Genomic DNA, 20,238 nt, shown 5'->3' with positions numbered 1-20,238 from the left:
AAGCGCGTGAGCGTCAGCGTGTTTGTCTTGTTTGTGTATTTGGCAAACAAACATCAGACAGCACGCCCCCAACGAACATGGCGTTCCTCAAGGATGCCCTTGATGTGCTTATACAGCCCGTCTTCGTCCATGCCTTTGGCGGCATAGTGGTCGCGGATCACCGGCCAGCACTCCCAATCCTTGAGCCGATAGAAAGCCTTTCTAGCGCCCACTCGCTCCCGTGCCAGCAGGCTGACGAAGTTTCCCAGGAACAGTTCCACGTTCTTGCCGGAGAAGCCCCGCGAGGTCTTGTATTGGCGCTTGTACTCGGTTTCGTCCACCAGGGAATCCACCGGCAGATCCACGCGCACATCGTCACGGATCAGCGTCCAGATGGGCTCAAAGTAGCCAGGGCGAGCCAGCAGCTTGAATTGACGCAGGCCATAGCGCCACAGGCCGTCTAGGTGCGGGGCAAAGGCGGCGTAGCTGTTGGTTTCTATGGTTTCGCCGCTGTGCAGGTCGAACGAGCCGGAGGCGAATTGCTGGATCACTGAGTGGTGGTAACGCAGCTCTACGCGCCACACGTCCTGTTCCGGGTTGTAGTTATCGGGGTCGCCTTCGTCGAAGCTGTCGCGACGCTTCCAGACGTTTTCCCAATAGTCGAGCTTGTCGATGGAGCGGGCCTGTTCGGTCTTGTTGTAGATACCGAGCTGGACGCCTCCAGCGGAGCCGAACAGGTAGGACTGGCCTTTGCCGTAGGTGGCAGACTCCAGCGTCCACTGAATTTCCTTGATGCCGGAGATATCACGGGCGGCGCGTGCGCGGCAGTGCATGCGGGCGACCAGATCGGCGGGCGGTTGCCAGCCCTGCAGGTCTAGCGCGAGGTGGACGGCGCATTGGTTGCGCTCGATGTTGGTCAGCACGTGGTCGGCGTAGTAGTCCAGGCGTTCCTGCAGGCGCTCGGGGCAGAACTGGTCGATGGCATGCGGAGATACCTCGATTTTCAGGTGGGGGCCGATGTTCTCGATTTTGGCGTTGAAGTTCTTCACCAGCAGGATGATCCCCAGGTCAGCATTCTGCAGCTTGTACTGGTAGCCAGAATCCTTGCTGACGCGACCGGAGTGCCAACGCTGGCCAGCGAAATCGACGATGGTACCGGGCTTCTCGAAGAGGCTCATGATTTCCGGGCGGATCAGCCCGCGATACAACTGGCGGACGGTATCGACGCTGCAGGCGAGGATTCGGACGTTGGAAAGGTCAGTTATCCGAGCGGTCATGCTGTCGAAAAACAGCCTACCGGTCGGGGTTTTATTGAACTCACGATCAACACGGAGTTGGTCTTTAACTGCCATTTTCTAATGCTCCAAATAGTGCCGAATCGACACGTTTAACCTTGGTTTATCTGACGTGCTACAGGGACGTCAGCGCCCGCGCGGCGGCGCACACGCGCGCTCGTGCCTCGCACGCAACTACACCGCCGCGCGTGGCGTGGCGTTGCCTTTGGCGAGCGCGGATCACCACAGATAGCGGCCTTTCTGGTGCGGTACGACGGTTACCCGCGTCCCGGTGGAGGGCTGTTGAGGCTGCGTTGGGTCGCCGTAAAGGACAGGCGGTTGCCCTGGGAGCATCTGGCCTTCGGGTGGGGCAGTCATGCGGTCAGGTTTGGCCGGATCAAAGGCACCTTCATTGACGTAGGCCATGCAGGATTCGAAGGACACCACGGCGCGGGTGCCTTGCTGGGTATTGCAGCGGCAGCCATGGACGCGCCCCTTGATGTAGCCCACGACAAGGCGGTCGCGGTTGCGGTCGACGAAGTAAGGATCGGCCGAGTACACGCAAGACAGCTTGGGGTAGGTGACTGGCCGGGTGATTTCGTCGTAGATCGGCGCCGAGCTGGGTACATCCGGCACCCGTGGCACACGCAGGGCGAGGTATTCCGCCTCGCTCATCGGCGCCGCTGCACCCTGGCCTTGGGGCACGCCGTTGTATTGCTGGGCTGGTGTGCTAGCCGTCTGTTGCGCAACCGGCTCGGGTTCTGCCTGAGCGGGTGCAATGCGTCGCTCATACAGCCCATAGCCGAAGTAGCCGATAGCAAGCACGCAGCCGATCAGCACGAACAGCGCTCGGGGCGGCTTGAATTTCATGTGATGTTCGGAGCCTTCAGCGACTGACTGGTATACGCCGAAGTACTTCTTATCGAGTAGAACGCGGGTGGCCTGGCCGTCGCTGAAGTCGTTTTTCTTCTCGACGTCCATGTTCACGCGCTCGAACTCCCAGCGCTTGATGACCTTGCCTTTGTGGCCTCGCACGTAGTGGATATGCGAGTTGCAGAGCTTGCGGAAGTGGGTGTCGAGCAGGCCGGGATTTTGGGTAATGCAGTGCAGCTCATGGCCCCGATGGCGCATGGTTTCCAGGGCGCTGGCGTAGGCGGGGACAGCCGAACCGGCAGGGCGGACGCGGAAGAAGGTCTGCGCTTCGTCGATGACGATCATGGCGTTCTGCGGTAGCTCGTGCCATTTCTGCGGATCGTCGAATTCCTGCCAGACGGCCTCGAGCACTTCGGCATTGGGATCGAAGCCGCGGATGTTGTGGTAGTAGACCGGGCGGCCTTCTTTCGCGGCTTTGGCGTCTACTTCCTTGATGGTGTTTAAGGTCTTGCCGTTGCCCTGCAGACCCGTGCGCAGAACGAACATCAGCTACTCGCCTTGTTCAGCAGAGCGAGGCCGGTGATGGTGCCGGTGACGCGATCCATACCGGCCAGCAGCAAGCGGGCGATGACGGCGGCGATGATGATGTTGATTGCCACATCGAACTTGGCCAGCCCGAGCACGGCGGCGACTTCATGCGGGACGGCATTGAATAGCCCACGCACGTAGTCTTTGACCGTGTCGACCAGTTGGCCGATGCCAACATAGGCGACGTAGGCGAAGCCGAGCGAGGCGAGTACACGAAACGCAAGTCCGGCGACGATGGAGCCTAGGAACGTGGCAAGCAGGGGGAAAAGTAAGGGCATATCAGCCTCCTTTGATTCCGCGACCAATGAATACGGCGAAGAAGATCGAGGCCAGCGCGACAATCAGCGGACCTATGGATTCGGCAAAGTGGCAGAGCGGCTGCCATTCGAAGCTGTAAGAGCGCCCCATGATGTTGATGCTGCGAGGAGCGGGGCAGTTGCTGGGCAGCCAACGGCCTTGGCTCAGCGCCTCAGTGAAGAGGGAGCTGACACCGACCTGCTTTTCGTCCAACTGGTAGCCTGGGCCGCTCACACTGGCTTCGACTTGGCTCTGTACTTCGCTGTCGAATTTCCATTGGCAGACCTGATCCTTTTGCTTGCGCAGGATCGCGCATTGGATGGCATCGCCTTCGCAGCGCAGCTCGGTCGCGCAGGATTCACCACCAACGGTCGAGGGCTTGGGTTCGCCTTCTTCACCATCCTTGCCACCACCACCGCCACCACCGCCGGTGTTGCCGTCACCGTCGCCAGTGCCCGGCTTGGGTTTGGGCTTGGTGCCGTCATCGGTACCGCCTGGACCAGCTCCGCCTGATACCGGTACGCAGGCAAAGCCATCGTTGCCGTTGTTAACGGGATAGGTGCCAGCCTTGCAGGTGGGTGGGCCATAACCGGCAGGCACACAGACCTTCTTCAGTTCGTCGCCCTTGCCAACATAGCCAGGCGTTTCACCTGGCTTGCAGTCGCTGTCCTCTGGCGGGGCATCCGGATCGGGCTGGCAGACCTTTTTCCCGTTCACCGTACCGGAGAAGCCGGTGGGGCAATCAGGGTCTTCCTGATTGAATTTAGGGACGCAGATCCTCTCGCCACCCATATTGCCTACGGAGCCGCCGGGGCATTCCGGGTCCTCTGGTGGTTGATTGGGTACGCAGACGTGCTCTAGATGATCACCCTTACCAACCGCACCGTAAGTGGTACCAGGTGGGCAGCGCGCCTCCCCCGAGCAGAAGGGGCGGTAACCGTTGTAGTAGCCCTTGAAGTCGGGGCTGTCCGGGGTGCACTCATCCGCAGCGGGCGGCATGCAGATACGGAAGCCTTGAGCATTGGACAGCACGCCGTCACCGTCGCAGACGCAGTCCTTGAGGGACGGCGACCAGTTGCTACCAGTGGGGCACTGGTCATCCTCAGGCCACTTGCAGGACTCGGTTTCGAAATCCCAATACTGACCCTCAGGGCACAGTGGCGGCGCTTCGCAGCGCATGGTGAGGTGATTGGGAACCTGGGGGGCTTCGCACTCCAAAGCACAGGAACCATCAGGCTGGCGAACTGAGTCGCCGGGACACTGCGGTTCGGGTGTTTCGCATCCGCCAGTTTGCGGATTGTAAACATTAGGCTCAGTGCAGGTAGAACCGCGCCTATTAATCGAGCCAAAGCCAGTATAGCCCCCATCGCTTTTGCGATAAGTGCGATAAGACCAAGTAGTTTCAGTTTTGGTATGAACATCAAAACGAGCAGAAGGACTACGGGCCTCAAGAAAGGACAGCGCAGCGGCGGCACTTGGATACTGCGGAGTTGTAGCGCTGCCAATAACCCAGTAGTAGTCCTCAGCATGGACAAGCCCGGAATATAAAATGACCAGTAGCGGTAAAAGCAAATAGGTATAAAAACGCGCCTGGCACATCTCAAATCCGCCCAAAGAACAGAGCCCAGAACGCCATAACGATGATGATGGTGGTCAGCATGTTGGCGTCCATGAAAAGCCCTTATGTGAAAAAGCCCGATAACGAGTTACCGGGCTGGTTGGTTGCAGCCGGCCTTACAGCGCGCGGCGGATGTATTTGAAGGCCGCGATGGCGATGATCACCGCGAGGACGAGGCCGGCCAGGGTGGTGCCGTCGACCTGGGCGGTATCCAGAGCATCGGTCACGCCAGTCGGCAGGGCTGCATGGGCTTGCTGTACGGCCAGCAGGCCAACAGCGGCGGAAGCACCGAGCGAGCGGCGCAGGACTTTCAGGTTTTGCATGGGTGTGTCTCCTACAGGTTGAGTGCCTTTTTCAGCACGAGAGCGCCGAAGACGATGGCGAACAGCACCAGGGCGTGTTCGCGGATCTGTGCATGGTCTTCAGCGGTTAGCCCGGTCGGGCTTATCTCACTGAGCGCGACGGTGGAGAGGGTGCCGACACAAACCGGGGTCTGGCCTGCGCTCTCCCATACGCCGTCGCACACAATGAAATTCATGGCGCCCCCTTACTCCGCCAGGCTGGGATCACGAATGACCTCAGCCATGGCGATGCAGTCGGGGCAGATGACGAGGTCGGGCGCCTTATTCAGATCGGGCAGCAGGTCGGGCTGGGGGGCGGACTGGTTGTAGAGCTGGCCCATGGGCTGCCCGCAGCAGTCACACAGCACGCGATCAACGATCAGCACGGCGGCGCCCTCCCGTTAGGCCTTGGCCGCGTCCGGCTGGGTGCCGGTCGGTTTGCCTTGTTGTTGGGCGGCGAGCTTGCGGGCCTCGCTGGAGGGATCTGCAGCACCGCGAGTGGCCTGGCCTTTCGGGTTCACGGCTTCGATGTGCAGGGCTAGGTTCTTGCCCTTGTTCTGGCCGCCGCGTGCCACGTCGAAGGTGATACGCACCAGTTCCAGCGGGGCGAACTGGGCGCCGGCTGCGAATACTTCGTCGGCGGCGTCTTCAGCGATGGCCATGCCGATGATGGACAGGCCGTGTTCGGTCTTGCCGTCCGGTTCGTCGCCGTAGAAGACCTTGGCGTATTTGGTGTCATCCACCTGGGTCATCTGAGTGCCGAGAAATGCAACTTCCATAGTCGAACGTGCCATTTGTGTTACCTCGCTTAGTTGCGCGTTATTGCGCGGTTTTGCCTTTCAGCAGGCCGAGCGATCCCGCACGGGCAAACTTTCGTTTTTGCCCGAGGGTGGCTCTCGACTTGCCGGGGTTTCAGTTGCCGCTTGTGCAGCCTGTTAGTTCGTTAACACCAAGGGCTTTGCCCTTGTAATCCCACTCTTGCCGCCGAGGGCTCGGGAGCGCGGGGCGGTGGAGCTGCCCCACACTCACGAGCGGAGGCTATTTAGGGTGGTGGGTGTTCAAGGGTTCGCTCTGCCCGTGCTTCCGTTCGCCGGATCGGTGAAGCGTGATCCGACGATCCGGGAGCGCGGCCCTTGACCTGTTCAGCATCGGCGGCGTTGGCCGGATCGCCAGGGGGGCGCTGTTTGGCTAAAGCATCCAGGCGATCCAGATACTTGCAATAAAGGATGATCAGGGGCAGGAAAAGCACAGCCACCATGCCCACGGCGCAAGCGGCCAGAACGAAGAGATACATGACCTGCAGTAGCAGGATTACCAAGCCCTCTAGGACGGCCTCTAGCGCGTTGATCCATTCAGTGATCATGCAGTCACCCCACCAGTTCGAACGGTTCGCGCAGGGGCACGAAGGGCGTGGGTTTGCCGGTGTCGCTCACAACGTGCCAGTACTGCGGCGGACGGTTGCCGGGCTTGTGTCTCTCGCAGGTATAGGCCTGCGTAACGTGGTTGCGACCATTGACCAAGGACCATCGCGCGGGGCGGCAGTCGGTGCATTGTGTGTATGGGTAGGTAGGCGCCTTGGGCGGTATCCAGTTGCGGTTTAGCCAGCACACAGAGCAGTCGCAGTTCTCGGCGTGGGGTTGGCGCAGGTACTGGCTCAGGCTTTTCATTGGCGGCCTCCAGCGCTTGGCGCTTTTCGAAGTCGGCGCCCTGGCCGTGGGCGAAATCGTTGCAGCTATTGCAGCCGCAGAAGTCGCCACCACATTCGCAGCGCCATTCGCCACCATGAGCAGACTCGCAGTACGGGCGAACCTGCAGACAGTCCTGGCAGAGCATCAGCGGTGCCGATTGCGCTAGGTGAATAGTCATGCCGTCCACTCCTGTTCCAGCAGCCAGGTACGGAGCAGGGCGCTGTTGACCATGCGGCGCTTGCCTAGCTTTACGGTGGGGAGAACGCCTTTCATTGCCCAGGCACGCGCGGTGCCGTAGGTCAGGCCGTTACGGTCGGCCCAGGACTCGACGGTTTCCACGTCCTGTTGCGGGCCTATCAGCTTCGAAGGTTCCAGCTCTTCCAGTTCCATGCTCGTTCCGTCACTATTCGTTTCAATGCCAGTTATTCAGCATTGCGTTATCCAAAATGGATCGTGTCGAAACGGATAATGCCATTGTTGATCCATATTGGATATATCAACTATAGATCAAGTTGCTATGATTAAAGAGCGCGTTATAACTATTTTGAAAAGCTCAGGGATTCGGCTCCCCGAGCTGGAGGAGCGCACTGGTATCAGTCGCTACACTTGGAACAACCTCAAGAACACCGCCAGAAAGCGCGAAATCAAGGCGGAGGAGATCGAAGCTATCGTTAAGCTCTTTCCTCAATATGCCTTGTGGGTCGTTAGCGGTGGGATAGCGCCAGAGGCAGGACAAACAAGCCCCGAATACGATCAGGCTAATTCAAACTTGCCCAATCAAAACGCGGGATAGCGATTACAACGGAAGTAGCTAGGCGCTGGTATGCCCATTAATATGAAAGGGAATAAGTGTGTCGTACGTTAAATCTATCGCCCGTTTTCTTCAGAAGTGGATTGTTGAAATTGCTGTTGCGATTGTAGCAGTGGCCGCAGTAGTGGTTTTGCATCAATATTTTTCACAATTTGATGGTGCCAAAAGTTCCAGTCAGGAAGTCTGGGGTCAGTTTGGGGACTTTGTTGGTGGCACGCTAAATCCAATATTGGGATTTGTCTCTGTTCTGGTGTTGGTCGCTACACTTAATCTTCAAAGGGTAGAGTTAAAGGAATCTAGGGAGGTTTTCAAAGAGGGGAATTATCTTCTTGAAATGCAGTTAAGGGCGATTCATCTGCAGTCGCTAGAAAACACTTTTTTTAAGATGCTAGACGAGTTTGAAAGAAATGAGGTTACGCTAGCGTGTAAGGAACGTGAGTGTGAGTTGGGGCTGTTTAGTGCTGTATATTGTTACGTCACAAAAGGAGATAAAGGGATAACTGAAAGAGGTTATGACACTAAGAATGAATATTTTAGAGTTATGACTGATGGGGTTGTTAGTTTTGGTGCGTTCAAGTATATGGTGGTGAGCAAGGTGATTAACTTGCTGGAGATTGCCGGTGAGCTTGATAATAATCAAATCCATTATGCCCTAATTCAATCTGCTGTTGGGCCGCGCTTGCTTTCTGCCGTATTTCACTTTATTCAACATGAGTTTGCGGAAGTATATCCAAAAATTCGCGGTGCGAAGAGAGCATTTTTAGGGATTAGCCCTGATTTGGTCTTTAGTGATGAAGTTGCTAAAGACTTTTTAAGAGATAAAGCGTATGAAAAATATGTTGCGGGGCGTGAGGGTATTTTGTCTACAAGGGAAAAAGCTCTCTTGGCCCGAGAGAAGTTAAAGAGAAAGCAGAGGAAATAGACAGCCACGGCAAGGAGGCGGTATGAGGTCAGACTGGGACGACGCACCAGACTATTTACGCAGTAAAAAGAAGCCCCGCCCATGGCGAATGGTGGCCATTCTGGGCGTGGGTTCCGCGATTACCTGGGGCGTGATCGCGCTGTTTGCCAAGCCAATCGTGATCAATGTGGATCAGCTCAAGCAGGCGATCCACGTAGACGGCAAACCGCTGTTCAGCCAGCAACCGGCGCCACAGCCCTACAGCGAGCCGGAAGAGCATATAAGCCTGCCATCCATTCCTATCGATGCACCCGCGCAACGGGTTGCATACGAGCCGGTAAGCCAGCCTCAGCAACATGCGTCGATCCAGTGGACAGAGGAAGAGAAGGCGAGGGCGATCGCCAGTTCGCAGAACGTTTTCAGTGATAAGAACTACACGCCCAAGCAGCCGGCCAGCACCTACACACCGCCCGCAACCCATCGCATAGCTGCAGCGACGCCACGAACAGAGCAACGCAAAACCAAGCAGACGAGCCGCCAGCATGTAGCCAAGTGGATAAAGAGCTGGAACGGCGGCAGCAACTACCTGGCGGAATGGGTAGTAGTGAACAACGACATTGACGGCACCAGCGTCTGCGGCAATCACCGGCGCGGATCAATCGACTATCGAGAATGCCGCAAGGCCGCGAAACAGTACTTTCATGAACAGTGCAGAACCTGGCGTGCCCGCTATGACAGTGACCGCAAGACAAGCAGTGATCGCATGAAGACGCGCTATTGCACTGCGGCGAGCAGCTTTAATCCGATGGGCTAAATAAAAAATAACAATTCTATAAAGTCACGCTTGTTAACGAGCAAGGAGAATGCGTTGGACTCTATTTTCAGATTTGTAAAAATGGCCTATGCAGGGCTTCTAATTGGATTTTTTGTTTTTATTTCTGTGAATATCATCATATGGATTGCCACTTCTCTCCTGAGTAGCGGAGATTTATATGTTGGAAAGTCGTATATAAAGTCAAAACTATTTTCCGCCATAAATAATGACGGCGATTTAAGGGCGGTGAAGAATATTTATGAAAACAGACGGTATGTAGAGAGAGGTTTTTTTAGGGTTTTTGACTCTAGCGAGGATTATTATGACTACAATACGCCTATGTCGAAAATTCTAGAGGATATTCGGTCGGATTATTTTTTGAAGGAAAAAGAGCAAGAGTCAGGGCAGAGAGGTGTTGTATCATATAGTTCGTATACCGATGATGGATATATGCATAAGAGTGACGCCAAAAGTCTTGAGAAAGTTGACTTGATTGTGCTGGAAAATGAACAGCTCAATCCTTTTGAAGGTCTTGAGTTAGCTCAAAAGGATAATTTTGAGAATATAAGGATTAAGCTTGGTGATAAATATGCTTTAATTTCAGGTGATATGGAGAAATTAAGCTCGGATCTTAGAGGCAAGAATGAGCTTGTAGGGCAGTATCTTAAGGACTCAACAATAAGTTTTTGGGTTTCTATAATGGCATTGGTTTTTTCGTTGGTAATAAGTGCTTATCAAATATTTCTAGGTAGAGATGGCAGGGTTAAAGTGCTTTTGGCTCAGGCAGCAAAAGAAGGTAAGCTGTAGATTGCTGGGGGCGTAGTTTGCGGATTATGTGTGGTGGGCGATAATAAGACTTAGTTGATATGAAGTATGGGCAGTGGATGCTAGCTTCTAGTAAAGGTGTGTCTGTTATAGAGGTTCTTTAGGAATTGTGTCGAAAAAGTGTCGAAATCATAGAGCCGAATAGCGACGAATCGAGCGGGCGAGGGGAGCAAAAAGCCCGTATTGAGCGGGTTTGGCACGGACTGACACGCTACTGAAACGGGTTCGAATCTCTTCTTCACCGCCACTTTCGCAAAGCCCCTGTAGGGAAACCTACAGGGGCTTTTTGCTTTCTGTCTCATGACTTTTAAACGTCATGAGTACACAGGGTGCGTACACGCAGCTTCCTGACAAGGTACGAGTGAGCCTGGCCTCACACTGGCGTTTGAGGCACGGCTGCCTGAGCGTATCCTGAGACGGGGCGTACTCAGTTCAAGCAGCCAGGTGCGGAGTAGGGCGTTGCTGATCAGGCGGCGTTTGCCTAGCTTTACGGTGGGAAGAACGCCTGTCATTGCCTATGCACGCGCGGTGTCGTAAGCCAGGCCGTTGCGGTCGACCCAGGACCCGACGGTTTCCACGTCCTGTTGTGTGGCCTATCGGTTTCGAAGGTTCCAGCTCTTCCAGTTCCATGCTCTGTTCCGCCAAGACCCGTTTCAGTAGCTGAGAGCCTACTGTGTGAATTAAGTCTGGGCTTGACAAGCAGGTAAGGCAATCTGATATCACTTGGCGCAGATGGAAGAACCTGCATCACCGGAAGGCTCGCGTCAGCCCCGAGGATGGGTGGTTAAGCTTCTCCCTAGCTTTGTGCTATGGATCGGCAGCGGCCAGCTTGCGCCAGATGCAGGGTAGACAAGCTCTGAGTACGACCAAGCCAATTCAAGCTTGTCCAATCAGAATATGAAATAACGTTTACATCGTAAGCAGTAAGACCCTGGTATTGCCAGAAAGGTGGTAAAGCCGACTGAGCTTATGGGGCATGATACATATAAAAAACGAAAAGCTGCCACGCTTAACAAGGGATATTGTTATGAGCAAAAAGGTCTTCATCAGTTATTCGCACAAAGACGAAGTATATAGGGAGGAGCTGGAAGAGCATCTCTCTATGCTTCGGCGTGAAGGGGAGGTTTCTGTCTGGCATGATAGAAAAATAACTGCTGGTGATGAGTGGAAGAATGAAATTGATAGCAATCTTGAGTCTGCCCAGATTGTTATTTTATTAATAAGCTCAAGCTTTCTTGCATCTGATTATTGCCATGATGTTGAGCTTGGAAAAGCTATGGCGATGCATGAAGAAGGACTGGCCACTATTGTGGCGATAATAATTCGCGCTTGTGATTGGAAACGAGCAGGTTTTTCAAAATATCAAGCAGTGCCTAAAGACGCCAATCCTGTAGCGTTGTGGGCTGATAAGGACTCTGCGTGGCTGGACGTCGTTACCCGACTAAGGGAATTGATTTCAAAATTCAAGGCTAAAGAAGAGCTTTCTCAGCAAATTACGCTTATTGAAGAGTCTACAGAAATATCTATATCCAAGTTCCAAGAGCAATGGATAGAAGATACGGAAATTGTTTTGACTCACAGAAAGGTTGACAAGGTACGTCTTAGCGATATTTATGTTTATCCAGATGTGGAACTTGATTATCAGCCTAAAAATAAAATAGAAATTGAGATAGTTGAATCTGGCAAGCATCTGAAAGAGCGCGGATTGCATTTGGTTCTCGGCGAGGAGCAGCAAGGTAAAACATCTCTACTAAAGATGTTGTTTAAAGAATTTGCGCTTGAAGGGAAGCTTCCCTTGTATTTGGATGCAGAGTCTGTAAGCAAAACTGATCCCGCAAAAAGTCTAGAGAAAGAAGTTGAATTGCAATATGAGGGCCTGACTCTGGAGGGATTTAAGGCGCATCCTGAAAGGATTTTACTGCTGGATAATCTTGATAGGATAGGCCTAAATAATAAGCATAGAAATTTGTTTGTTGAGCAGGTGGCCGAGCAATTCGATTGGGTGATTGCTACGTGTCACAGCGCGTTTAATTATATTTCGGCTGAGGTTCCAGCTCTTTCAGGCTTTATATCGTCAGATTTGCTTGGGTTTGGGAATCTTAAAAGGGAAGAGGTTATTCGTAAGTGGATATCCCTCGGTGTTGAGGAGTCAATTCAAGAATCAACACTTTATTCCAGATGTGATGAGCTTAAAAATCAGCTGAACAGTGTGATAAAAAAGAATATAGTTCCGCCTAAGCCAATCTATGTTCTTATGATTATGCAAATGTTTGAGGCATATGCTCAGCAAAATATAGATCTAACTTCATATGGGCATTGCTATCAGCAGCTGATTTATCAGTCCTTTGAGAAGGCAAAAATAAATGGCAAGGACTATGAGAGATATCTCAACGTTCTTACTGAAATATCGTGGCGGATGTTTTTGACAGGTGGTGGGCTTAATTCTGCACAGGTTGATGGTTTTTTTGAGGAGTATGGGGAGTTATACCTATCTGTTGACAAGGAAGAGACACTAGATAAATTGCTTGCGCATTCAATCCTAACGATCAAGCAAGGCAGAATAAGCTTCAAGTACCCGTATATTTATTATTTTTTTGTTGGTAAGAAATTCGCGGAAGGGTTCTCTGATAGCCAGCTTGTACAGGATAAGGTAGATGTCTTGCTGAGTGAGCTTCATCGAGAGGATTACGCAAATATTCTGATTTTTATTACGCATCATACGAAAGATTCGTGGGTGCTTAATAAGATTAAACATGTTCTCTCGGAGTTGTTTGGTGGAAATGAAAAAGCCACTCTAACCAAAGATCAGCTTTCATTTATGGATGAGTTCATGAAGAAGATTCCTGAGCTCATTTTGGAGCAGCGAGAAATACAGCAGGAAAGAGACGCTGAGAATCGGGCTTTGGATGAAATTGAGCGAACAGATGCTGAGTTGGAAGCGGATTCTAGTGAGACTAATTTAAATCCTCCCGATACACTGGCTAACATTAATAAGTCATTTAAAGGCATGGAAATTGCTGGGCAGATAATTAGAAATAGACATGCGACCATGACGAGAACCGCGCTCTATGATTTGGCATCAAGTGGGACTGCGACAGGTCTGCGTTTTTTAGATTATTTTATAAAAATATCAGACTCTTCAAAAAAAGAGCTGATTAAGTATATCGCCAAAGTCCTATATGAGAATCCTTCTCTGAGTGATAGAGAGGTTCAAGAACATGCAGAAAGCACCTATCTCCATATAACTTATGGCGTGATTAATGGCGTTGTGAGAAAGATTGCATATTCAATCGGATCGAAGGAAGCCTATGAGGTCTATGAGGCCTTGGAGAATGATGAGAATACGCCGGCATATACCCTTATAAATCAAGCTGTTGAACTGAAGTTTAAAAGGGTTCTGAATATTGGATCGATTCAAAAAACAACTGAAAAGCTAAAGAATAGTCCGGTGTGTTTGCGTATCTTGAAAGAGCTGATAGTTCAGCATATCTATATGTTTCCTGTTGAGTATAAGGAAAAGCAACAGCTTTCCGAGTTATTAGGTATATCCGTGCAAGGTCAAAGGTATATGGATCAAAAAAAACGCGGCAAAGGGTAGTGGTGGCAAAATCATAGTGACGAATCGAGCAGGCGGTCAGGGCAGGCCCCCGTATTGAGCGGGTTTGGCATGGACTGAAACGCTACCGAAACGGGCTCGAGCCTCTTCTTCACCGCCACTTTCGCAATACCTACAGTCCTGAAAGCTAACAAGCTTTCGGGGCTTGTTGCTTTCTGGCTTGTCGCTCTTCTCTCGGCGCAAGACGCTAATCAGCCAAGCCAGCCGCTCGTTTCAATTCGATGGAGCAGGTGATTGCCTGGACCGCCGTACACGTTCACGCAGGCTAGCGAAATATCGCTGGTTAGCGGGCTCTGCCGGCTTGGATTCGGCACCAGCCAGCAACTCATTGCGTAGTTGCTGGCGTTTGTCGTTTGGTATCGACGCTCCCTTGAAGAAATTAACCTAAAAGGTTATTTTGTGCTGCATGGAAAAGCGCAAACCCCATTTCAAGCTTGAGCTGGTGAAACAGGCTGTAACCGAGCAGCGTTATCGCTTCACCCGCGTAGCTCTGGAAGGAGGCGCCGAGCTGGGTATGGAGATGGCCGACATGTTGGCCGTCATCAGTGCCCTGAGCAGCCGCGACTTTTTCAAGAGCATGACAACCTATGCGGATCATACTATCTGGCAGGACGTTTACCGACCCGACACCGAATTCGGGCTGGTCTATCTGAAGTTCACGCTGGTGGCCGATCTGCTAATCGTTTCCTTCAAGGAGAAGTGACCATGAAATGTCCAGTATGCGGCGGGGCGGAACTGGTTCACGACACCCGCGATATGCCCTTCACCTACAAGGGCCAGACCACCCAAATTACTGCAGTAACGGCTGACTGGTGCGATGCCTGTGGCGAGTCCCTGACTGGGCCGGCTGAGAGTGAGCGCGTTATGCGTGGCATGAACGAGTTTCGCCAGCAAGTGAACGCCCAGAACGGTACTCAGGTGCTGATTCGTACTGTGCGTAAGCAGCTGAGGTTGAGTCAGCGCGAAGCGGCCGAACTGTTCGGCGGCGGGCCGAATGCGTTTTCTCGCTACGAGCGAGGCAGCACGGAAGCACCGCAACCGCTGGTGCAGTTGTTCAAGATATTGGGTCGGCACCCGGAGTTGATCAACGAGCTGCGTGCAGGCTGAGTGTTGAAGTCATAGTTCTGGATAGCTACGAATCGGGCGGGACGCCCGTATTCAGCAGGTATGGCACGACCTAAAACTCTACCGAAACGGGTTCTAACCCCTTCACCTACACAAAGCCCCTGCAGGGAAACCTACAGGGGCTTTGGCTTTTCTAGTCTGCCCATCTTTACGCAGCATCCTGGCAGGGTGCGAATGAACCTCGCCTCATATCAGCGTTTCCAGCCGCTGCCTGTCATCATTCCGTCGCCTTTCCTTCATATCGCTGCCACCGCGATTGGTTGCAATCGCAGCATAGGTCAGGAGGATGCTGCGATGCAGATATGCGTGATTGGAGCAGGGTACGTAGGTTTGGTGACGGCCACCTGTTTTGCCGAGATGGGCAATCAGGTGGTATGCGTCGAGCGAGATCCGCAGCGCGTCGCGATGCTTTCGCGAGGTGAGGTGCCGATCTATGAGCCTGGCCTGGAGGCGATGCTCAAGGCGCAGTTGGCCGCTGGGCAGCTCAACTTCACTTCGCAGCTGAAGGCCGGCATCCGCCGCGCCGAGGTGATTTTCATTGCGGTGGGTACGCCCAGTGGCGAGGACGGTTCGGCCAATCTGAGCCATGTGCTGGCGGTTGCCGACGATCTGGGAGAACGGCTCGATCATGCGTGTCTGGTGGTGGACAAATCCACGGTGCCGGTGGGCACCGCTGAGCGTGTGGCGCAGCGCATCAACGCTGGTCTGGCGCGTCGGGAGCAGCGGGCGTGGGTGACCGTGGCGAGCAATCCGGAGTTCCTCAAGGAAGGTTCAGCGGTCGAGGATTTCATGCGCCCCGATCGGGTGATCGTCGGTTGTGACGACGAACGTGGGCGCGAGTTGCTACGCCGGCTGTATGCGCCATTCCTGCGCAATCACGACCGCCTGTTGTGCATGGGCGTGCGCGCTGCGGAGTTCAGCAAGTACGCGGCCAATGCCTTTCTGGCGACCAAGATTTCCTTTATCAACGAGATGGCGGGTATCTGCGCGCGGCTGGGTGTGGATATCGAGGAGGTACGTCGTGGCATCGGTAGCGACCGGCGCATCGGCACGCACTTCATCTATGCCGGCTGTGGCTACGGCGGATCTTGCTTTCCCAAGGATGTGAAGGCGTTGATCCGTACGGCTGAGCACGAGGGCATCGAGCCGGGCATCCTGCGTGCGGTCGAGGCGCGCAATGCACTGCAGAAGACGCTGCTGTTCCAGGCTTTGCGCGAGCATTTCAATGGCCACTTGCAGGGGCGGGTCGTCGCGCTCTGGGGGTTGGCATTCAAGCCCGGTACTGACGATCTGCGCGAGGCGCCCAGCCTGGTGCTGCTCGATGCACTGCTGACTGCAGGCGCAAAGGTGCAGGCTTGCGACCCTGCGGCCACGGCAGCCGTGGCTGCGCGCTATGCGTCGGCCGTGGAGGTGGGGCAGTTGATGCTCAGCGAATCCCCATATGCCGTCACCCAGGGGGCGGATGCGTTGGTGCTGGTGACGGAATGGAAGCAGTTTCGCCAGCCGGATTTCCCGCGCGTTCGCGGGGCGATGCGCATGCCGGTGCTGTTCGATGGGCGCAATATCTATGACGCCGATCAGTTGGCGGAGCTGGGTTTTCTTTATCGTGGCATCGGTCGACCTGCAAGCGGCAGTTGTAAGGCTAGCGCGGCTTGATAGACTGAGCGCGCATTCCAACCGTCCCCATTAGGGAGTCCCATGATCAAAAAATGCCTGTTCCCCGCTGCCGGTTACGGCACGCGCTTCCTGCCTGCTACCAAGGCAATGCCCAAGGAAATGCTTCCGGTGGTGAACAAGCCACTGATTCAGTACGGCGTCGAAGAAGCGCTGGAGGCTGGTCTGAGCCAGATCTCCATCGTCACCGGTCGCGGCAAGCGCGCGCTGGAAGACCATTTTGACGTGAGCTACGAGCTTGAACACCAGATTCAGGGCACCGACAAAGAGAAGTATCTGGTTGGCATCCGTCGTCTGATCGACGAGTGCAGCTTCTCCTACACCCGCCAGGTAGAAATGAAAGGCCTGGGCCATGCCATCCTCTGCGGCCAGCCGCTGATCGGTGACGAGCCGTTCGCCGTGGTGCTGGCCGACGACCTGTGCCTGAACCTGGAAGGCGACAGCGTACTGGCGCAGATGGTCAAACTGTACAACCAGTTCCGCTGCTCCATCGTCGCGATTCAGGAAGTGCCAAAGGACGAAACCTACAAATACGGCGTGATCGCCGGTGAGATGATTCGCGAGGACATCTACCGCGTCAGCAACATGGTGGAGAAGCCCAAGCCCGAGGACGCGCCGTCGAACCTGGCGATCATCGGTCGCTACATCCTGACCCCGGACATCTTCGACCTGATCCGCAGCACGCCGCCGGGCAAGGGTGGTGAGATCCAGATCACCGACGCCCTGATGCGTCAGGCCCAGCAGGGCTGTGTGATGGCGTACAAGTTCAAGGGCCAGCGTTTCGATTGCGGCAGCGCCGAGGGTTACATCGACGCGACCAACTTCTGCTTCGAGAACCTGTACAAGACCGGCAAGGCGTTCTGATACGCCTTCAGGTAAACGAAACGCCACCTTCGGGTGGCGTTTTGCATTTCAGGGGATGGGCATTTCCTCGGAGCCAGGCCCTAATGGCTGGCCGTAGCTGAACTCGACGTAATTGCCGGCCGGGTCGCGTAGGCCGCAGTAATAGCCAACCGGATAGGGTTCGTCGCGTGGTGCCCAGATCAGGCAGCCGTCGTCTTCGGCCATGGCGGCGATGCGATCGACCTCTGCGCGGCTGCCCAGGGCAAAACCGAAGTGGCTGTAGTCATTGGCAGTCAGGTTGCGGTCCTGCCCACCCGGCATGATCACAAAGATGAACTGGTGTTCCTTGCCCGGCTCGGCCATCCAGACGATGCGTGTGCCCTTGCCGGGGCGCTCGTGGATCACCTGCATGGCGCAGAAACGTTGATAGAAGGCGATGCAGGCGTCGAGATCGGGGACGTGCAGAGCCAGGTGAGTCAGGGTAGGGCGCATGTTCTTCACCTCCGGCGTTCAGCTTAGCGCGGGCCTTTACGGTATGCTCCTCGTCTGCCAAGGAGATACCCCATGAGTTACGACTTCGACCTGTTCGTGATCGGCGCCGGTTCCGGCGGCGTACGTGCGGCGCGCTTCGCCGCTGGTTATGGTGCCCGCGTTGCGGTCGCCGAGAGCCGCTATCTGGGCGGCACCTGCGTCAATGTCGGTTGCGTACCGAAAAAACTGCTGGTGTACGGCGCGCATTTCGCCGATGACTTCGAGCAGGCCTCGGGTTTCGGCTGGTCGCTGGGCGATGCGAATTTCGACTGGCCGACATTGATCGCCAACAAGAACCGCGAGATCGAACGCCTCAATGGCATCTACCGCAATCTGTTGACCAACAGTGGTGTCAGTCTGTTCGAAGGTCATGCGCGTATCGTCGACGCGCATACCGTCGAAGTGAACGGCCAGCGGCATAGCGCTGAACGTATTCTGATCGCCACTGGCGGCTGGCCGCAGATTCCCGATATTCCCGGTCGCGAGCACGCCATCAGCTCCAACGAGGCCTTCTTCCTCAAACAACTGCCCAAGCGCGTGCTGGTGGTCGGCGGCGGTTATATCGCCGTGGAGTTCGCCTCGATTTTCCATGGCCTGGGCGCGCAGACTTCGTTGCTGTATCGCGGCGAGCTGTTCCTGCGTGGCTTCGATGGTGCGGTACGTGAGCACCTGCGCGATGAACTGAGCAAGAAGGGCCTGGACCTGCAGTTCAACGCTGACATCGCCAGCATCGAACGCAAGGCCGATGGCAGCCTGGCCGCGACGCTCAAGGATGGTCGCGTACTGGAGGCCGACTGCGTGTTCTACGCCACCGGTCGCCGGCCGATGCTCGATAACCTCGGTCTGGAGAACGTCGAGGTCAAGCTGGACAAGCGCGGCTACGTCGAGGTCGATGACCTGTTCCAGACCTCCACACCGTCGATTCTTGCTTTGGGCGACGTGATCGGCCGCGTACAGCTGACCCCGGTTGCGCTGGCCGAAGGCATGGCCGTGGCTCGCCGGCTGTTCAAACCCGATGAGTACCGGCCGGTGGATTACAGCATGATCCCCACCGCCGTGTTCAGCCTGCCGAACATCGGCACCGTCGGCCTCAGCGAAGAGCAGGCTATCAAGGACGGGCACAAGGTGAAGATCTTCGAGAGCCGCTTCCGCCCGATGAAGCTGACGCTGACCGAGAACCCCGAGCGCACGCTGATGAAGCTGGTGGTCGATGCCGATAGCGACCGCGTACTGGGTTGCCATATGGTCGGCCCGGAGGCCGGTGAGATCGTTCAGGGCCTGGCTGTCGCGCTGAAGGCCGGTGCGACCAAGCAGATCTTCGACGAGACCATCGGCGTGCACCCGAGCGCCGCCGAGGAGTTCGTCACCCTGCGTACGCCGGTCAGCCGCTGAGGACAGCATGGAAAAGCTTTTCTATGTCGCCGACCTGTTCGGCGTAGCGGTGTTCGCCATCACCGGTGCGCTGATGGCGGGGCGCAAATCCATGGATCTGTTCGGTGTGCTGGTGATGGCCATCGTCACCGCGCTGGGCGGCGGCACGCTGCGCGACCTGATTCTGGACAATCATCCGGTCAGCTGGATTCGCGATGACACCTACATCCTGGTCGCTTCCCTGGCGGCGCTGGGCACCGTGGCCTGGGTACGCATGACCCGCCCGATTCACGAGAAGGGCCTGCTGATCGCCGACGCCTTCGGCCTGGCTGTGTTTACCGTGTACGGCACTGAACTGGCGCTGCAACACGGTACGCCGATCAGCACCGCGGTGATCATGGGGGTGATGACTGGTGTGGTTGGCGGGGTGATTCGCGATGTGCTGTGCAACGAGATTCCGCTGATCTTCCAGAAGGAAATCTATGCCACGGCCTGCATCGCCGGCGCACTGACCTTTATCGGTCTGCGCGCTCTGGGCACGCCGCACTGGCTGGATACCGCAGCGGCAATGTTCGTGGTACTGGCAGCGCGCCTGGCGGCGATTCACTGGCACCTCGGGTTGCCACGTTTTCATCTTCTGGACAGGCATTGAACATGATCGAGAGACTGGACCATCTGGTACTGACGGTGGCGGACATCGACGTTACCGTCGACTTTTATCAGCGTGTGCTGGGCATGCGCCACGAGCGTTTCGGTGCCGGGCGTAGCGCTCTGGTATTCGGCCAGCAGAAATTCAATCTGCATCAGGCCGGGCGAGAGTTCGAGCCCAAGGCGATCAAGCCAACACCGGGCGCCATCGATCTGTGCCTGATCACCCTGTGGCCGCTGGAGCGCGTAATGGCTCACCTGGCCGAGCAGGGCGTGACGGTAGAGGAGGGGCCGGTGGCACGTACAGGCGCCGTCGGACCTATCGAGTCGGTGTATTTTCGTGACCCGGACGGCAATCTGATCGAAGTGAGCCGTTATCTCGCCTAGAGGGCGGCTTGTCGTTGGCTGCGGCACCTCCGTA

24 protein-coding genes and 1 pseudogene are annotated in these 20,238 nt (G+C 55.3%); 12 read left to right on the top strand and 13 right to left on the bottom strand.

What is annotated here, in order from left to right; all coding sequences use genetic code 11:
* Positions 1–53 precede the first annotated feature (53 nt).
* The 11 genes from RTH74_RS10810 to RTH74_RS10760 all read right to left on the bottom strand — a co-directional run bounded on the left by RTH74_RS10810 (position 54) and on the right by RTH74_RS10760 (position 7,048).
* Positions 54–1,331 (bottom strand): hypothetical protein, encoded by a 1,278-nt coding sequence (locus RTH74_RS10810; RefSeq protein ID WP_316914640.1) that lies wholly within the window; start codon positions 1,329–1,331, stop codon positions 54–56.
* Positions 1,332–1,493: 162 nt separating this feature from the next.
* Positions 1,494–2,672, bottom strand: a complete 1,179-nt coding sequence (locus RTH74_RS10805) for a zonular occludens toxin domain-containing protein (RefSeq protein WP_316914639.1) — start codon at positions 2,670–2,672, stop codon at positions 1,494–1,496.
* Positions 2,672–2,992, bottom strand: a complete 321-nt coding sequence (locus tag RTH74_RS10800) for a DUF2523 domain-containing protein (protein ID WP_316914638.1) — start codon at positions 2,990–2,992, stop codon at positions 2,672–2,674. Before RTH74_RS10800 ends, RTH74_RS10805 begins: the two co-directional genes overlap by 1 nt.
* A gap of 1 nt (position 2,993) precedes the next feature.
* Positions 2,994–4,190: a virulence factor TspB C-terminal domain-related protein gene (locus tag RTH74_RS10795; protein WP_316914637.1), complete on the bottom strand. Its 1,197-nt coding sequence runs from the start codon at positions 4,188–4,190 to the stop codon at positions 2,994–2,996.
* Between the two features lie 555 nt (positions 4,191–4,745).
* Positions 4,746–4,952 (bottom strand): major capsid protein, encoded by a 207-nt coding sequence (locus RTH74_RS10790; protein WP_316914636.1) that lies wholly within the window; start codon positions 4,950–4,952, stop codon positions 4,746–4,748.
* Between the two features lie 11 nt (positions 4,953–4,963).
* Complete coding sequence (locus RTH74_RS10785) at positions 4,964–5,167, bottom strand: hypothetical protein (RefSeq protein ID WP_012018527.1); 204 nt, start codon at positions 5,165–5,167, stop codon at positions 4,964–4,966.
* 9 nt (positions 5,168–5,176) lie between these two features.
* On the bottom strand, positions 5,177–5,356 hold the full coding sequence (locus tag RTH74_RS10780) for a hypothetical protein (RefSeq protein ID WP_074678296.1): 180 nt from the start codon (positions 5,354–5,356) through the stop codon (positions 5,177–5,179).
* 15 nt (positions 5,357–5,371) lie between these two features.
* Complete coding sequence (locus tag RTH74_RS10775) at positions 5,372–5,764, bottom strand: hypothetical protein (RefSeq protein WP_288255827.1); 393 nt, start codon at positions 5,762–5,764, stop codon at positions 5,372–5,374.
* A gap of 248 nt (positions 5,765–6,012) precedes the next feature.
* Positions 6,013–6,333 carry a hypothetical protein gene (locus RTH74_RS10770; protein WP_316914635.1) on the bottom strand — a complete coding sequence of 107 codons (321 nt, stop codon included), beginning with the start codon at positions 6,331–6,333 and terminating at the stop codon, positions 6,013–6,015.
* A 4-nt stretch (positions 6,334–6,337) separates the two neighbouring features.
* A complete protein-coding gene (gene pflM, locus RTH74_RS10765) occupies positions 6,338–6,637 on the bottom strand; it encodes a lysogeny maintenance protein PflM (RefSeq protein WP_316914634.1) in 300 nt (99 codons plus the stop codon).
* Positions 6,638–6,832: 195 nt separating this feature from the next.
* Entirely contained in the window at positions 6,833–7,048 is a 216-nt protein-coding gene (locus RTH74_RS10760; RefSeq protein WP_013715705.1) for a hypothetical protein, read from the bottom strand.
* A 127-nt stretch (positions 7,049–7,175) separates the two neighbouring features.
* Between RTH74_RS10760 and RTH74_RS10755 the strand changes: the two genes are divergently transcribed.
* Genes RTH74_RS10755 through RTH74_RS10740 form a run of 4 tightly spaced genes read left to right on the top strand, consistent with a single transcriptional unit; the run spans position 7,176 to position 9,991 of the window.
* Positions 7,176–7,451: a helix-turn-helix domain-containing protein gene (locus tag RTH74_RS10755; protein ID WP_316914633.1), complete on the top strand. Its 276-nt coding sequence runs from the start codon at positions 7,176–7,178 to the stop codon at positions 7,449–7,451.
* A gap of 58 nt (positions 7,452–7,509) precedes the next feature.
* A complete protein-coding gene (locus RTH74_RS10750) occupies positions 7,510–8,391 on the top strand; it encodes a hypothetical protein (RefSeq protein WP_316914632.1) in 882 nt (293 codons plus the stop codon).
* 22 nt (positions 8,392–8,413) lie between these two features.
* A complete protein-coding gene (locus tag RTH74_RS10745; RefSeq protein ID WP_316914631.1) occupies positions 8,414–9,184 on the top strand; it encodes a hypothetical protein in 771 nt (256 codons plus the stop codon).
* Between the two features lie 54 nt (positions 9,185–9,238).
* Positions 9,239–9,991: a hypothetical protein gene (locus tag RTH74_RS10740; RefSeq protein WP_316914630.1), complete on the top strand. Its 753-nt coding sequence runs from the start codon at positions 9,239–9,241 to the stop codon at positions 9,989–9,991.
* A 449-nt stretch (positions 9,992–10,440) separates the two neighbouring features.
* Here RTH74_RS10740 and RTH74_RS10735 read toward each other — a convergent pair.
* Positions 10,441–10,639: pseudogene (locus RTH74_RS10735) on the bottom strand (DNA-binding protein); the annotation flags it as partial.
* Positions 10,640–11,036: 397 nt separating this feature from the next.
* Here RTH74_RS10735 and RTH74_RS10730 point away from each other — a divergent pair.
* The 5 genes from RTH74_RS10730 to galU all read left to right on the top strand — a co-directional run bounded on the left by RTH74_RS10730 (position 11,037) and on the right by galU (position 17,288).
* Positions 11,037–13,607 carry a toll/interleukin-1 receptor domain-containing protein gene (locus RTH74_RS10730; protein WP_316914629.1) on the top strand — a complete coding sequence of 857 codons (2,571 nt, stop codon included), beginning with the start codon at positions 11,037–11,039 and terminating at the stop codon, positions 13,605–13,607.
* Positions 13,608–14,031: 424 nt separating this feature from the next.
* On the top strand, positions 14,032–14,328 hold the full coding sequence (locus RTH74_RS10725) for a type II toxin-antitoxin system MqsR family toxin (RefSeq protein ID WP_316914628.1): 297 nt from the start codon (positions 14,032–14,034) through the stop codon (positions 14,326–14,328).
* Between the two features lie 2 nt (positions 14,329–14,330).
* On the top strand, positions 14,331–14,732 hold the full coding sequence (locus RTH74_RS10720) for a type II TA system antitoxin MqsA family protein (RefSeq protein WP_316914627.1): 402 nt from the start codon (positions 14,331–14,333) through the stop codon (positions 14,730–14,732).
* Between the two features lie 312 nt (positions 14,733–15,044).
* On the top strand, positions 15,045–16,406 hold the full coding sequence (locus RTH74_RS10715; protein WP_316914626.1) for a UDP-glucose/GDP-mannose dehydrogenase family protein: 1,362 nt from the start codon (positions 15,045–15,047) through the stop codon (positions 16,404–16,406).
* A gap of 42 nt (positions 16,407–16,448) precedes the next feature.
* Positions 16,449–17,288: a UTP--glucose-1-phosphate uridylyltransferase GalU gene (galU, locus tag RTH74_RS10710; protein WP_179576505.1), complete on the top strand. Its 840-nt coding sequence runs from the start codon at positions 16,449–16,451 to the stop codon at positions 17,286–17,288.
* A 48-nt stretch (positions 17,289–17,336) separates the two neighbouring features.
* On the opposite strand, the gene RTH74_RS10705 is transcribed toward galU, so the two are convergent.
* Positions 17,337–17,759 carry a VOC family protein gene (locus RTH74_RS10705; protein WP_316914625.1) on the bottom strand — a complete coding sequence of 141 codons (423 nt, stop codon included), beginning with the start codon at positions 17,757–17,759 and terminating at the stop codon, positions 17,337–17,339.
* Positions 17,760–17,831: 72 nt separating this feature from the next.
* Here RTH74_RS10705 and gorA point away from each other — a divergent pair, with 72 nt between their 5' ends.
* The 3 genes from gorA to RTH74_RS10690 are packed head-to-tail and all read left to right on the top strand — an operon-like array spanning position 17,832 to position 20,204.
* Positions 17,832–19,190, top strand: a complete 1,359-nt coding sequence (gorA, locus tag RTH74_RS10700; protein ID WP_316914624.1) for a glutathione-disulfide reductase — start codon at positions 17,832–17,834, stop codon at positions 19,188–19,190.
* A 7-nt stretch (positions 19,191–19,197) separates the two neighbouring features.
* On the top strand, positions 19,198–19,821 hold the full coding sequence (locus RTH74_RS10695; RefSeq protein WP_003460159.1) for a trimeric intracellular cation channel family protein: 624 nt from the start codon (positions 19,198–19,200) through the stop codon (positions 19,819–19,821).
* Between the two features lie 2 nt (positions 19,822–19,823).
* Entirely contained in the window at positions 19,824–20,204 is a 381-nt protein-coding gene (locus RTH74_RS10690; protein ID WP_099524221.1) for a VOC family protein, read from the top strand.
* Positions 20,205–20,238: the final 34 nt, after the last annotated feature.

It is taken from the genome of Pseudomonas sp. zfem001 (genome assembly GCF_032621725.1).
GTDB lineage: Bacteria > Pseudomonadota > Gammaproteobacteria > Pseudomonadales > Pseudomonadaceae > Aquipseudomonas > Aquipseudomonas sediminis.
This window is presented reverse-complemented; position numbering and strand designations above follow the sequence as displayed.